Here is a 14,225-nt window from a genome sequence, read left to right as displayed (position 1 = left end):
AACAGGCTGCCGAATCACTCCGGCGGCCTGTTTTTATACAAACAACAATGAAATGAGCCAGCTTGCCCCGAATAACAGAAGCACGAGCAGGAAAAAGCACCAGTCGGCGCGGCGCACGGTAACAGTTCTGTAAAACGTGCGGTTTCGGCTCCCCGTAAAGCCTTTAGATTCCATCGCGATCGCCGTGCGTTCCGCCTTTCTGATTGCGCCTGCCAATAGCGGAATGGTGAAGCGCCTGAAGGCGGAGAGCTTTCCTTTCAGCCCGGAATCAGACGCCGCGCCCCTGATTCTGTGCGCCTGCCGGATGATCAGGATTTCATCTTTCAGAAGAGGGAGAAACCGGAACCCCGCGATAACGCCGTATGCAAGCTTGGGCGGCAGCTTACACTGCTGAATCAGACTGAGCATGAACAGAATCGGATCGGTTGTGAAAAGAAACATCATCGACAAAGCGGAAAAACATAAAATACGAAACGCGATAGAAATCCCGAGCGCCGCGTTATCACTGTTGACGGCAATCGGCCCGAGCTTAAACAGCAGGTTGCTTCCGGTTGTCGGGACGTTTCCGAATACGGCGGCTGTCCATAAAGAACCGAAGGCCAGAATGACAAACGGAATCGTGAACAGCAGCCATTTTTTCAGCGGCACACGCCCCGCCGAGAGGACGCCTCCCGCAATGATGATATAAAACAAAGCAGGGGTGTACGGATTATAAATAAACGACAGCATAATGACGCATAACAATACAGCCGCCGCCTTTATTGACGGGTTAACAGCCTCCAGCCGCAAGTTCATTTCTCCGCCTCCTGTCGTGTTTCATCCATTCATACCGCAGCGGTAAAGCCAAATGCGCCTGCTCGGCGATCCCGGTGTTATCAGAAAATAAAGCGTCGGGAGTTCCCCGGAATACCAGTTTCGTGCCGCAGAGCACAAGGATCGTGTCGGCATAATCTGAGACGAGTTCCATATCGTGTGTCACCATCAAAACAGCCGTTCCTTCCTTTTGAATCTCACGGAGCATTTGCATACACTCCCGCGCCGTTTTGGCATCCTGTCCGAAAGTCGGTTCATCAAGCATCAAAACGTTCACATTGTGCATAAGCATCGTCGCGACGCTGAGCCTGCGTTTTTGTCCTTGGCTTAAAGAAAACGGATGCTGTGAGGCATGGCGTCTCAGGCCGAATCGGGTTAACAGCTGAAGAGCTTTCTCCTTTGCGGCTCTGCTGCTTTCAAAACCGAACATCAGCTCTTGAATGGCGGAATCTGTGACAAATTGGTGTTCAGGATTTTGGAAAACATATCCGATCAGCCGCCGCAGCTCTTTTTCAGAATAGGAATCAATCGGTCTGCCGTCTATTTTGATGTCTCCGCCCAGCGGACGGATGAGCTTGGCCGCGGCAGAAAGGAGCGTTGTTTTTCCTGTTCCGTTAGGGCCGGCAATCGCGGTGATTGAACCTTTTTTTACGGAAAAGCTCACATCCTGAAAAATGACGTCTGCTCCTCTTGAGAATGACAGCCCGTGAACGCTCAGCGCGTCTTCTGCCGAAAGCGCGGCGGGCCGGGGTTCGGGCAGAGACGGTACAGATTCTTGAAACAGCTTTTCTTTACACAATGTAAAAGGAATGCTGACGTGCTCCTGCAATGAGATCACACGCGGAATCGGAATGCCGAGCTGCATCAGCTCTTCAATCTTTGTTTCAAAGATAACGTCCGTCTCTCCGTCCATCACCTTCTGACCCGTTTCGTCAAGGACAATCGTCCTGTCCATCCACGGCGCCCAATGATCAAGCTGATGTTCGATAACGAGAAGGCCGAAGCCTTTTTTTGCTTGAAGATCTTTGATCAGCCGCACTAATTCACGTGCGGAATATGGATCAAGCTGTGCCGTCGGTTCGTCCAAAATAATGAGTTCCGGTTCCATCGCAATGATACAGGCAAGCGCCACTTTTTGTTTTGAACCGCCTGACAGCGAAGCGATCGTTCGCATTTTCAGATGAGTGATCTCCAATTTTGCCAAAACATCATCGATGATTGCGTCCATATCTTCTTTTGTATATTGCAAATTTTCCAGGCCGAAGGCGATTTCATCTTCAACCGTCAGCATGCAAAACTGCTGGTCCGGATCTTGAAACACGACGCCGATGGATCTGGCGGCGGGCTCTGTCAGATGTGAAAGAGGTGTTCCGTATAAAGAAACGGTTCCCGATTGAACCCCATCGCATGCTTCCGGGTACAGACCGTTTAAACAGAGAGCGAGCGAGCTTTTGCCGCATCCGCTCGGCCCGAGCAATAAAGCCCGCTCTCCTTTGCGGAGCTGAAAGGACACGTTTTGAAGAATCGGCTTTTCATCCTGATCATAAGAAAAGGTAAGACGGCCGGCCGATAGAAGGGGCTCAGATGCCTGCATCTTGGTTCACCTGTTTCTTTTTCTTCTTGAATTGTTTTCCGAGCGCCATGCCGTTCAGCACCCCTGTGTAAGCCAGCGCATCACTGATTGCTTTGCCGAGAAGGCCGGCAAGAAGCGCACCTGAGACCAGACGGATGAGAAGCATGACGGCTAATAAACCCGGATTCAAAACAGAGTATCCGGAAACGACCAAGTCATAAATGAAGCTCGTCACAGAAGACCCTATACCGGATAAAAGAAGCACGGGCAGGGTATACACCCGCCAGCGTGTCGCAAAAAAGACCGCTTCCGCACCGATTCCCTGTGCGATCCCGATCAGGATCACCATCGGTCCTGACGGATTTCCGAGTAAGCACTCCACAAACGCGGCGATGATTTCAGAAACAAGAGCCGCTCCCGGTTTTTGAATAATGTACGCGGCAATCACCGAGACGATAAACCAGATACCGTAAATCGGTTCATAGCTCATCCGGCCGAAAAACCCTGCCGCTATATTGCTTGCATGAGTTGATACTAAATAAATGACAGCAAATACAACACTGATGACGGACATGACGACAATTTCTCTCATTTTCCAAATTTTCATTGTGATCTCCTGCTTTCTTATCGGATAGTCGTATGTATGAAAGAGATGATTTTACAGGCGGTTCATATTCAGTTTCATATTGCGGTGTCCTCCCCCGTTTTTTAATGAAAAATAAAAAACTGCATATCCGAGGGAATATGCAGCAGCAGAACGAAAACGCATGGGGAAAAACCCTGCGCTCCGGTCAATCTGCACTTCCCCACGCTGGTATTATCCAGATCGGGTTATAAGGGATCAAAACACGCCTGCCGCATGTTTTATCTCAGCCGATAACAGCACCCCTAGTGCGTTTCCTATACAGTTTTTTATGATGACATCATCATAGTTGATCATGTCTGATTTGTAAACAGCCTTTCTCCAAACAGAGTTTGGAATCGGACCGGATGATCATTCATAAAGATAAGTAGAGCCCTTTTGATCAAAAGGAAACGGAGGACATCTATGTTTGTTCATACAGTGCAGTCTGGTGACTCGTTATTTTCCATCAGCAGAAAGTACGGATACCCTGTTGACAGCATCAGAAGTGTCAACGGGCTTGAGGAAACGAATATCGTTCCGGGGCAGGCGCTTTTAATCCCTCTTAATGAATATACGGTTCAGCCGAATGATACGTATGCCGTTATCGCAGGTAAGGCTTATGTGCCGCAGATGCAGCTGATGCAGGCAAACCCGGATATTCCGCCGAACCGGCTGCGGGCGGGTATGAAAGTGAAGATTCCTGATATCTCTAACTATCTTGCGGGAACCCTGCAATTTTATGTCATTCGGACGCCTGAAGCGGATAGAGAGCTAATTAATGATTTTGCGCCGTATTCTTCGGCGATTTCTTTGTTTGAATATCATTTTGGCCCGAATGGAGATATCATTAACGATTTAAACGACAGAACCGCAATAGAAACCACATGGCAGAACAGAGTGCGCCCGCTTGCCGTCATTACGAATCTGACAGAAGGGGGATTCAGTCCGGAATTAGCCCATCAAGTGCTGCAAAATCCGACGGCAAGAACGAATCTCGTCAGCAATATCGTCTCCTTAACCGTAAGAAAGGGATACGGCGGTGTAAATATCGATTTTGAACGGGTCAGAGAAGCTGACAGGGACCTCTTCACAGGATTTCTCCGGCAGTTAAAAACCCGGCTTTCAGAGCATCAGCTCGCGTTAACGATATCGGTTCCGGCGAAAACAAGTGATGCAGTGCCGTGGCTGAGGGGATATGATTACGGCGGAATTGGAGCCGTCGTCGATTATATGTTCATTATGGCGTACGACTGGCACCACGCCGGCAGTGAGCCGGGACCTGTGGCGCCTTTGACAGAGGTCAGGCAAACGATCAATTTTGCCATCAGCAGGGTGCCGAGAAGAAAAGTGATTCTCGGTGTTCCGCTGTACGGGTATGATTGGGTGATTCCGTACCGTCCCGGAACGATCGGATCCGCCATCTCCAATCAGCGCGCCATGGAAACGGCCATGAAGCATCAATCAGTGATCCGTTATTCCCAGCAGGAGCGTTCCCCTTACTTCCGGTATACTGATGAAAATGGAAGAACGCATGAAGTGTGGTTTGAGGATGTGCGGAGCATGAGTGAAAAAATGGTTCTCGTTCGGGAGTTCGGACTGCAGGCGATCGGCGCGTGGCAATTAACGCTCGGTTTCAAACCGGGCCCGTGGCTGCTTAGGAACTTTTTCACGATCCGAAAAATATAGCTGCATGTCCCGCTCCGCAAGTAATTTTTTTTCCTATGATAACGGATCTTCTTTTGGACAATCTAAAATTGAACAGGAGGTCTGTCATATGAAGAAAAGGGAAGAGCAGTATATCAACGAGGCTGAGTATGTACCGCATCCGACAAAAGAAGGGGAGTACGCGCTCATGCTGCATGAATCCTATCATTTCCTTTCAGAAGAGGATGAAAGCGATTTGCCGGAATAAGGGCTTTATGCCTTTATTCCTTTATTCCGTTTATTTTATAGGCATGTGCTGAAATCACAAATTTAAGGTTGACACATTCCTTTTTTTTCTGTAATCTCAGTGTGTCAATTCAAATAAGAACTTCGTTAGGTGAGGCTCCTGTATGGAGATACGCTGCTGCCCAAAAATGTCCAAAGACGCCAATGGGTCAACAGGAATCATCGACATAAGGTGATTCTTAACGCAGCTGGATGGCTGTCCTATGCCATACAGTGCTAAAGCTCTACGATTGGAGGCCCCGCACGTTTATTTGCCGTGCTTGTTTTCGCCTTCATATCAGAAGGTTTTTTTTATGCCTCAAAACGTACACGACTGAGCATGATAAGGAGGTGCGGAGTATGGATTCTCCCCATTCGAGTATGTCAGAAGAAGTACCCATATACAGCCAGATAACCAGTGACGACATGATGAGGAGACAAACCGCCGCACTTCCCTTGACGGACGGCGCGTCTCCGTAAAGGAGGTACGAGTCCCGATGGTCCAAAACATGACCTATGACGAACTCATATTACGCATTATCATTTTATTGCGGGACGGAAAAATAAAAGAATTCCGAAACATGATAGATGAGCTTCAGCCCTATGACATGGCATTTTTGTTTAAAGAAATGCCGGAAAAGCACCGGGCCCGCTATCTGTCATATATGACGGTTGATGACATCACCGACATGATCGGAGAGCTGGAGCGGGAATTTCAGCTTGCCGTTTTGCATAAAGTCGGTAAAACGAAAGCCACTCTCGCAATGAATAAAATGGATAACGACGATCTCGCCGCATTGCTGGAAGAGATGGATGAAGAACTGAAAGAACAGCTTTTATCCAGCATGGAGGCTGAGGAATCAAAGGCCGTACAGCTTTTGATGAACTACCCGCAAGAATCGGCGGGCCGGATGATGACGAACCGCTTCGTCTGGATTCCGCAGCATTATACAGTAAAAGATGCGGTCGTGAAGCTGAAAAGCTTTGCAGAAATCGCAGAATCAATAAATTATTTGTACGTGATTAATGACAGCAAGCAGCTTGTCGGAGTGCTCTCTTACAGAGATTTAATTCTTGGCGAGCCTGAGGATAAAGTGCAGGATCTCATGTTTACACGTGTCATCTCGGCCGGGGTGCTCCAAGACCAGGAAGAAGTCGCCCGGCTGATCCAGCGGTATGACTTTTTAGCCATTCCGATCGTGGAAGAAAATCATGTGCTTGTCGGTATTGTCACTGTCGATGATATTATTGACGTCGTGATTAAAGAAGCCGATGAAGATTACGAAAAATTCGCAGCCTCCGGTAAGGCGATTACATTTGATACGAAAGCGTACGTTGCGGCGTACCGCCGTTTGCCGTGGCTCATTCTGCTTTTGTTTATCGGATTGATTTCCGGAAGCATTCTGAATTATTTTGAAGATACATTGCAAAAAGTCGTCGCCCTCGCGTTTTTCATGCCGATGATCGCGGGAACGACGGGTAATACAGGCACACAGTCACTCGCCGTCGTCATCAGAGGACTGGCTAAAGAAGAAATGAATAAAAAAACCATCTTTAAACTGATTTTCCGTGAATTAAGAACCGGTATCTATATCGGCATCGTCTGTGCGATCGCGATTACGATTGTCGCAACCGTCTGGCAGAAAGACTTAACGCTCGGTTTTGTCGTCGGTTCATCGCTGCTTGCAACGTTGATTATCGGTACGATGGCCGGAACGATCGTCCCTATTATTCTTCATAAATTGAACATTGACCCGGCGATTGCATCAGGTCCGCTGATTACGACGCTGAACGATATTTTGTCCTTATTAATTTATTTCGGCATTGCAACTGCATTTCTTCATGCTTTATAAAAAAAGTCCGTCTCACAGGAGGCGGACTTTTTTGATCAGCGGTTTTTATACTTAAAATGAGCATTAAGCTGGCCTTCCAGCATTTTTTTGCGGAGCTGCGGGTCGTTTTTGAGAGCCTGTTCTTTTTTTCGCATGTCTTTTAAAATCTCAGCCGTCTGCACGCCGTCTTCCCGCTTGTTGGCAATATCCATCAGCCGCTCAACGTCCGCGAAGGAATACTTTCTCGTTCCCCGTGATGAACGCTGCGGGTAGATTAATTTCCGTTCTTCATAGTATCTGATCTGTCTGACTGACAATCCGGTTAATTCGCTTACAATGCCGATCGAGATTACTTTTTTATCTTTGTAAGATTGTTCGTCTGTCGTCATTTTTCCACCCCTGGATGTCTTTTACTCATATTATATAAGAAAAAAAGAGAAAAAACCTGACGCTTGTCAGGTTTTCTGACGCGGAATAGAAAATTTTAGAAAAAAAGCGGCAGAAAAATTGACAAGGTTAATGCATGGTCCTGTGCCCCGTTTTATGCTTACTATACAGACACAATGAGGAGGAAGGATAGGAATGGAGAAAGAAAAAGCGGTTTCGCTGGCAAAAGAAATCATTGAATTAGATATGAAACGCGATGAAATGCTGGAGGCGTTCATGCAGCTTGCCGGGGAACACGCTTTTCCGCTGCTCAGAGCCGTCCAGAACGGACTTTACCGAAAAACATCATAATCTACAGAAGTTTTACAATGGCTTTATACGTCTTTGATATAAAAGCGTTATTCTGATCATAGAATAACGGAAAACAAAGGAGGCCGCCATGAGTCGTTTGCTTCAAAATGCATTGGACAAAGAGAGAAACCATTATTCCAAAAAGCTTCTGCAGATCGGAGTCTATACGAAAGAAATACTCAATTCCATGACAATTACGGAGCTGAGAAAGGAATACGCGTATTTTTTTCGGAACATTCCCTATAAAGAACGGAACCCTTATACAAATTAAATGATGTATAAGGGTATTTTTTTATATAAAAAAGAAGGAATTCTGAAAAACGGCACGAATAGAATATAAAACAAAGATCGACTCTTATGAATTGTAAGGGTTTACATTATTTTTTTATAAAAATCTTAAATACGGGGTAGATATGATGAGATTATCATTTAACGAAGAAGAAGTGATGCGTTCGATGAATTTGTACAAAGTTTTTGCAAGGGCTTTCAAGAGTGTGTCTGAACACAGCATCCGCGACAGTAAAGAACACGGTTTTAATCCGACTGAATTTGCCGTTTTGGAGCTGCTTTATACGAGAGGACCGCAAAAGCTTCAGCAAATCGGGTCGCGTCTTTTGCTTGTCAGCGGGAATGTCACCTATGTCATCGACAAGCTTGAAAGAAACGGGTTTTTGGTCAGAGAACAAGACCCGAAGGACAAACGGTCTGTTTACGCCCATTTAACTGATAAAGGAAACGAGTATTTGGATAAAATTTATCCGATTCATTCATTGAGAATTGCGAGAGCGTTTTCAGGACTTATGCCTGAGGAACAGGAACAGCTGATAGCCTTACTGAAAAAAGCGGGAATTCACAGCCAGCATTTGCTTTTCCGTTAAAAGAAAGCGGATACAGACACTCTTCTTCACGAAGAGTGTTTTTTTTCTGTTCCGGACAGTAGAGCCTGAAGCGGTTTTTGCATAAGCTGATACAGGTCGGCATCATTATTTACCAATCATAATGTGACACGCCCCATGCCAAAATATGAGGGTGCTTTGATTATAAAGAAGGTGAACATGTGAGAAGCTGTCTGCTGTCTATATGGTACTTACTTGATCCGCTTTATTTCTTCTTTACCCGGCTGACGCTGATTGATAAACGGCAATCGAATGTATTCCGCGTCCGTTTGACTAGATATAAAGGAAAAGAAGTCATCCTGAGCGACGGAACCAGAATTAAAAAAAACGACGTGTTAGTTAAGATTCATCTTCATAATGTCAAACTCCTGAAAGAGCTGCAGCCTATTGAAAGCGCGGTCAGAAGGGGGATTATGCTATATCAGAAGGTATATCAATCCATGCCTCATTTAGCGGATTATATTAACCAGCATAAACGGAAAGACGAGATTAAGGGAGTCGTCGGCATTACAATGCTTCATAAAGGAGCTGCGAGACTCGGTTTTGATGTGATAAAACCGTCCAGCGGCTGCTACAGGCTGTTTAAGAAAGCGGCCCATATTCCCATTTTATACTTTACTGCAAAACAGCTCACCCTCAAAAACATTCCTTACTCCTGCTATTTATTTATTTCCAAAGAAAAATTGATGTGCACGTATCAGACTGAAAAGAGCTGACAAAAAGCGTCAGCTCTTTCTCTTGATTTGCTCAAGCACGATTGAAAGCGGGCCGTCCTGCGGATTCCGGTAAAAATCATAAAACGGATCTCCCTCTGTCCTGACGCGGTTCACTACTGTATCGATCGTATAATCATCAGGTGTTAAAGAGGAGTTGACTTCGCTCCAATAAAGGGGAGCCGCAACCGTTCCCAATTCGTTGCCCCGGGTCGAATAGGGGGCGATAATGGTTTTCCCTTCGGCATGCTGCAAATAATCTAGGTAGAGTCTGCCGTTTCGGTTTTTGATAAACCGCTCTGTCGTAAAAAGATCCGGCCGCGTCCTGACGCAATAATCGGCGATGAGCATTGTGAACGCACGGGTTTCTTCATAGGTGAATGCTTCCGGTGAAAGCGGGATGTAGAGCTGAATGCCTTTATTTCCGGAGAGCTTCGGGAATGACGTAATGCTGAATGAGTCAAACAGCTGTTTCAGCACATGCGCAGCCTCCACTGCCATAGGAAAATCATTCCTTGACGGAGGATCAAGATCAATGACAATCTCTGCGGGCCTTTCAGAATACACTGTCTGAAACGGAACGTGAAATTCAAGCGCCAGCTGATTAGCCAGCCATAAAAGTGACGGTATGCTGCTGCATACGATGTGCTCGTGGCTCCCGTCAAACACGCTTGAGACAAAGTCCGGCGTGTAGTCCGGTTTGTTTTTTTGAAAAAAAGATTCGCCAGGCGCGCCGTGCGGATAACGGATCACCGTGACGGCACGATCTTTAAGAAAGGGCATCAGAAAATCGCTCATTTTCACCATATAACTAAGGAAATCTGCTTTCGTTTTTTCACGTTTTTTAAAAACAATCTTATCCAGACTTGTGAACTGCAGCTTCGGCGGCAGCGTTTTAGAGTGAAGGATAAGCTGTTGATACGTGCATTCCGTCCAATCCATTTCAAACTGAAAAGACACAAAAGATACTTCACGCAGCGTGTCCTGCAATATGGTTAAATACTGCACGGTCATGCAGATAGAAGGCTCAAGTGTATACTCGCCGCTTTTTTGTTTTTTTCCGTGGGTCTCCATAATGGTTCTGACGGCGTTTTTTTCTTCCGCCTGCATGCCGTGGGAAACGGACGCGATCGGGACGGCGATGCCGTCTTTTAAAACAGAGGCCGTTACATACCCGTTTTTCGGATTAAACCCGGTTAATAGCACATGTGCCGTTTTCATATGTTTATACTTTTGCCAGTCGGGGGAGCGTTTATTTTCCGCCCAGCCGCTGGAAGCCCTTTTTGCTACGATACCTTCTCCGTCATGGCGGACGACCTTGTCCCAAAGCGCATCAAAGTCAGTGTGTTCCGGAATGTATTGAATCGCTTCTTCCGCTAAGTGATGAGGGCAGGCGGGAAGATTTGCTTCTTTAAACAGTTTGGAAAGGGCGCGCTTCCGTTTCACATACGGTAATGAGACGGTGCCGGCGCCTTCCAGAACGAGGAGATCAAATGCCAGAAAGCGGCACGGCCGTCTATCAGCGTTGCTTTCAATTGCTTCCGTCCGTTTTAAACGTCCGCGGATTTGAAGATGCTCAAAGTCCGCTCTGTACGGATTGATTAAATAGACAAGCTCTCCGTCAAGCGTAATGGGGAACCTGTCTTTCATGTGCTGAAAACACCGAGCCGCAAAAGCTGTGATTTCCGGAAATTGACTCGTCAGCGTCTGTCCGTTTCTGCTGGTTAATGTCACGCCGCTTTCGTCTATGCGGAGAAGACAGCGGAACCCGTCATACTTTACCTCATAGCGCCACTCACTGCCTTCAGGCGGTACAGAGGTCAAAATCGGCTGCATCGTCAGCACCATGATTAAGACGTTCCGGCTTTTTGTCTGGTCGTTTTCTGCTTTTTGCCTCCGCCGCCTGCTGACGCGGCGTCTTTTGTCCGCGCCGGCGCAGCCTGTTCGCGATCCGGCCGCTTCGTCCGGTCAATGCTTGCCTGAAGCGCGCTGACAAGATCGATGACATCTTCGCGCGGGCCGGCAGCAGCCGGTGTCACGCCCGCTTCCTCATGTTCGAGCTTATCGTTAATTTTAGCGAGAAGGGCTTTCCGGTACGTATCTTCGTATTGTTCCGGGTCAAACTCGGTTGTCAGCTCATTAATTAACGTAATCGCCGTCTGCAGCTCTTTTTCATTAACGGCTGTCTGCTCGGGAACGCCCGGCACATGTCCGGCATTTCTGACTTCATCCGGATAATGAATGGATTCCATCACGATACAGTTGTCATACACGCGAAGAATCGCAAGCTGCTGTTTAGAGCGGATCGTAATGGAGGCAATCCCGATTTTACCCGTCGTCCTCAGCGCTTCCCGCAGAAGTGTATAGGCTTTTGTGCCGTTATCTCCCGGCCCGACATAATATGACCGGTTAAAATAAATCGGATCAATTTCCTGCAGCTGGACAAAGTCAACAATCTCAACCGCTTTTTCTTCATGTTCCTGTTTTACGTCTTTCAAGTCTTCGTCTGTCATAATGACGTATTTCCCTTTTACATACTCATAGCCTTTCACGATTTCATCAGGCTCCAGACTTTTTTCACATCCGGTGCAGATTTTTTCGTATTTAATCGGCGCATGGTCTTCTTTATGAAGACTGCGGAATTTTATATCTTTATCTTCAGTGGCCGCAAAGAGCTTGACCGGGATATTGACGAGGCCGAAACTGATCGAACCCTTCCACATCGTGTGCATGAATAAAAACTCCTTTTTGTCTTTATTGTGGATAAACGGGTCCGTTCCATGTGTAGCAACTTATGGGTGTTGCGGCGCTTCATGGAGCGGCTGTTCCATTTCCTCAGGCGGAAATGGTCGGCTGAAAAGCAAATGAATTCTTTATTTACAATCAGTGAATCGGTAAGTTCTTTAAAGCGCTGAAGTCCCTGAAAATCATCAGCGGTAATCAAAAAGATTATACAAAATCATTCCCCGGGAAATGCCCACGCATTCCCATGTGGTGACTGAGAAAATTTCCCGCTCCCATATGAACTGAATTCGCGGTCAGCCGCCGCTTACTTTTCCGGAGATCTTAAGTGATGTAAACGCCGCCAGACAAGCAATCAGGAGACAGGCGTGACGTTGTATTGCGCATGTCATTCCCTCCCGCTATACCGATCTGAAACAACTCACATTTATAACGGGCATGTCTAAAAGATATTTCAGCCTCAAGGTTTTGTGTTAAAATCATTCTTAAGTTTCGGAATATAGACGTAAGCCGGGAGTGATAGATCATCGAAGAATTCATCATATCAATAATAGAGGCGTTTAAAAGCTTATCTTACGCCGGGATTTTTTTGGCGCTCAGTATAGAATTCATCCCGGCGGAAATTGTTCTTCCGCTAGCGGGCTATTGGGTCTCAAAAGGGGATATGACACTTGCCGGGACCGTGTTTGCCGGTTCGCTCGGCGGTGTTTCAGGTCCGCTTGTCTTATATGGAATCGGCAGGCTGGGCGGTCGGCCGTTTTTGCTGAAATATGGAAAGTATATATGGATAAAACCCGAATCCCTGCAGAAATCAGATGATTTCTTTCAGAAGCACGGAGGTTTGGTCGCGTTCAGCGGCCGTTTTATACCGGGGGTCAGGACGCTGATTTCTTTGCCGTGCGGCATTGCGAAGATGAATGTCTGGGTGTTCTCTCTATATACATATGCAGCGATGCTGCCGATTACATTTGCTTACGTATACCTCGGAATGAAACTCGGGGAAAATTGGAAAAGCGTCGGTTCCATTCTCGATCAATATATGCTGCCGCTCGGTATATTCATTGTGTTGCTTCTCATTCTTTGGATGTTTTTAAAGAGAAGAAAACAGCGGGCCAAAACAGAAAAAATTTCTCAATTTGTTAAAAAAGTTAAGCGTTGACAAATGATGAAACAGGCTTTATCATGAGCGTATAAACAAATATTTCTTGAAATCCCAAAGGGGAGTAGCGTCCGGATATTCCGGAAACAAAGTCGTCAATTCATGGATCATATCCATCGGCTTTGTTGGCATGCCAATCATTCATGTCTAGCAAGACCTTTGCCTTATATCGGCAAAGGTCTTTTTTGCGTAAAAAACCGCCGGTATAAGCTCGGATGATAGAAAAAAGAAACGGAGGGAATGGATTGGACTTTGCATTATTATTGGAGTATGGATGGGTTCTTCTCGTTTTAATCGGGCTGGAAGGGATTTTGGCGGCGGATAACGCGCTGGTGATGGCTGTGATGGTGAAGCATCTTCCTGAAAAACAAAGGAAGAAGGCTTTATTTTACGGATTGGCGGGCGCATTTATTTTGCGTTTCGGGTCGCTGTTCGCTATTTCTTTTCTGGTGAATGTCTGGCAGGTCCAGGCCGTCGGCGCTTTATATCTGTTTTACATTGCGGTCAGCCATTTGCTGAAGCGGTATGTATTTAAAGATAACGGCGGGCAGAAAATGCAGAAAGAAAGCGGGTTTTGGCAGACTGTCTTGAAAGTGGAGCTCGCGGACATCGCTTTTGCCGTTGACTCCATTTTAGCGGCGGTCGCGCTTGCCGTAACGCTCCCGGGAACTCAGCTTCCTGCCATCGGCGGCTTGGACGGCGGTCAGTTTCTCGTTATTTTAGCCGGCGGCGTAATCGGTTTAATCATTATGCGTTTTGCGGCATCAATGTTCGTATCCTTACTGAAAACCAGGCCGGGCCTTGAAACGGCGGCATTTGTGATTGTCGGATGGGTAGGCGTGAAGCTCGCTCTTTATACATTGGCTCATGAGGAACTCGGTATCATTCCGGCAGATGTCATCCATTCGGCGGCCTGGAAAATCATTTTCTGGGCGGTTCTGGCTGCCATTGCGGTTTGCGGATGGTTTATGTCAGGAGCAAAACAAATAGAGTCTGACGCGGAATCGGAAAAAAGAGAACACGCGTAAAATGATCAAAAAGGGAGTCTGGCTTTTTAAAAAGCAGGTTCCCTTTTTTGTTTGAAACGCTTACATTTAAGACATATGATAACAATTTTATAACAGCATTGTTACAAAAAACACAGAGAAAACCCCCTTAATTCTGCATGGGGGCACGAAATCATGTATAGTACGTCTTATTGGCTT

The 14,225-nt window shown here is 46.6% G+C and carries 15 protein-coding genes and 2 riboswitches; of the genes, 9 read left to right on the top strand and 6 right to left on the bottom strand.

Annotated features, from left to right (window positions below; all coding sequences use genetic code 11):
* Positions 1 to 33: 33 nt before the first annotated feature.
* From SB24_RS03170 to SB24_RS03160, 3 genes are read right to left on the bottom strand one after another with little or no spacing between them, the layout of a single operon-like run.
* Positions 34 to 795, bottom strand: a complete 762-nt coding sequence (locus tag SB24_RS03170) for an energy-coupling factor transporter transmembrane component T family protein (RefSeq protein WP_022553447.1) — start codon at positions 793 to 795, stop codon at positions 34 to 36.
* Positions 770 to 2,407: an ABC transporter ATP-binding protein gene (locus SB24_RS03165; RefSeq protein WP_039251686.1), complete on the bottom strand. Its 1,638-nt coding sequence runs from the start codon at positions 2,405 to 2,407 to the stop codon at positions 770 to 772. Before SB24_RS03165 ends, SB24_RS03170 begins: the two co-directional genes overlap by 26 nt.
* Positions 2,394 to 2,993 (bottom strand): ECF transporter S component, encoded by a 600-nt coding sequence (locus tag SB24_RS03160; protein WP_039251684.1) that lies wholly within the window; start codon positions 2,991 to 2,993, stop codon positions 2,394 to 2,396. Before SB24_RS03160 ends, SB24_RS03165 begins: the two co-directional genes overlap by 14 nt.
* A gap of 179 nt (positions 2,994 to 3,172) precedes the next feature.
* Positions 3,173 to 3,286: riboswitch (TPP riboswitch) on the bottom strand.
* Between the two features lie 148 nt (positions 3,287 to 3,434).
* On the opposite strand from SB24_RS03160, the gene SB24_RS03150 reads away from it, so the two are divergent.
* From SB24_RS03150 to mgtE, 3 genes are all read left to right on the top strand, one after another.
* Positions 3,435 to 4,697 carry a glycoside hydrolase family 18 protein gene (locus tag SB24_RS03150; RefSeq protein ID WP_039251683.1) on the top strand — a complete coding sequence of 421 codons (1,263 nt, stop codon included), beginning with the start codon at positions 3,435 to 3,437 and terminating at the stop codon, positions 4,695 to 4,697.
* A gap of 88 nt (positions 4,698 to 4,785) precedes the next feature.
* Complete coding sequence (locus tag SB24_RS19900; protein WP_003154740.1) at positions 4,786 to 4,923, top strand: transcriptional regulator SplA domain-containing protein; 138 nt, start codon at positions 4,786 to 4,788, stop codon at positions 4,921 to 4,923.
* A gap of 114 nt (positions 4,924 to 5,037) precedes the next feature.
* A riboswitch (M-box (ykoK) riboswitch) is annotated at positions 5,038 to 5,203 on the top strand.
* 234 nt (positions 5,204 to 5,437) lie between these two features.
* Positions 5,438 to 6,793: a magnesium transporter gene (gene mgtE, locus SB24_RS03145; RefSeq protein WP_012117400.1), complete on the top strand. Its 1,356-nt coding sequence runs from the start codon at positions 5,438 to 5,440 to the stop codon at positions 6,791 to 6,793.
* A gap of 35 nt (positions 6,794 to 6,828) precedes the next feature.
* Here mgtE and tnrA read toward each other — a convergent pair whose 3' ends face one another.
* Positions 6,829 to 7,161: a MerR family transcriptional regulator gene (tnrA, locus tag SB24_RS03140; RefSeq protein ID WP_003154734.1), complete on the bottom strand. Its 333-nt coding sequence runs from the start codon at positions 7,159 to 7,161 to the stop codon at positions 6,829 to 6,831.
* A 193-nt stretch (positions 7,162 to 7,354) separates the two neighbouring features.
* On the opposite strand from tnrA, the gene SB24_RS19895 reads away from it, so the two are divergent.
* From SB24_RS19895 to SB24_RS03125, 4 genes are all read left to right on the top strand, one after another.
* Positions 7,355 to 7,510 (top strand): hypothetical protein, encoded by a 156-nt coding sequence (locus tag SB24_RS19895; protein ID WP_003154733.1) that lies wholly within the window; start codon positions 7,355 to 7,357, stop codon positions 7,508 to 7,510.
* Between the two features lie 88 nt (positions 7,511 to 7,598).
* Entirely contained in the window at positions 7,599 to 7,781 is a 183-nt protein-coding gene (locus tag SB24_RS03135) for a Fur-regulated basic protein FbpA (RefSeq protein WP_003154731.1), read from the top strand.
* 142 nt (positions 7,782 to 7,923) lie between these two features.
* A complete protein-coding gene (locus tag SB24_RS03130) occupies positions 7,924 to 8,388 on the top strand; it encodes a MarR family winged helix-turn-helix transcriptional regulator (protein WP_007610911.1) in 465 nt (154 codons plus the stop codon).
* Between the two features lie 179 nt (positions 8,389 to 8,567).
* A complete protein-coding gene (locus tag SB24_RS03125) occupies positions 8,568 to 9,122 on the top strand; it encodes a YkoP family protein (protein WP_007407215.1) in 555 nt (184 codons plus the stop codon).
* Positions 9,123 to 9,131: 9 nt separating this feature from the next.
* Here SB24_RS03125 and SB24_RS03120 read toward each other — a convergent pair whose 3' ends face one another.
* Both SB24_RS03120 and ku read right to left on the bottom strand, forming a co-directional pair.
* Positions 9,132 to 10,967 carry a DNA ligase D gene (locus SB24_RS03120; protein ID WP_039251679.1) on the bottom strand — a complete coding sequence of 612 codons (1,836 nt, stop codon included), beginning with the start codon at positions 10,965 to 10,967 and terminating at the stop codon, positions 9,132 to 9,134.
* A gap of 2 nt (positions 10,968 to 10,969) precedes the next feature.
* Positions 10,970 to 11,851, bottom strand: coding sequence for a non-homologous end joining protein Ku (gene ku / locus SB24_RS03115; protein ID WP_007610913.1), 882 nt, complete (start codon positions 11,849 to 11,851; stop codon positions 10,970 to 10,972).
* A gap of 533 nt (positions 11,852 to 12,384) precedes the next feature.
* Here ku and SB24_RS03110 point away from each other — a divergent pair.
* Together SB24_RS03110 and SB24_RS03105 are read left to right on the top strand one after the other, a co-directional pair.
* On the top strand, positions 12,385 to 13,020 hold the full coding sequence (locus SB24_RS03110; RefSeq protein WP_172437942.1) for a DedA family protein: 636 nt from the start codon (positions 12,385 to 12,387) through the stop codon (positions 13,018 to 13,020).
* Between the two features lie 245 nt (positions 13,021 to 13,265).
* Positions 13,266 to 14,048, top strand: a complete 783-nt coding sequence (locus SB24_RS03105; RefSeq protein ID WP_039251676.1) for a TerC family protein — start codon at positions 13,266 to 13,268, stop codon at positions 14,046 to 14,048.
* Positions 14,049 to 14,225 lie beyond the last annotated feature (177 nt).

The organism is Bacillus sp. Pc3 (assembly GCF_000815145.1).
Lineage (GTDB): Bacteria > Bacillota > Bacilli > Bacillales > Bacillaceae > Bacillus > Bacillus velezensis.
This window is presented reverse-complemented; position numbering and strand designations above follow the sequence as displayed.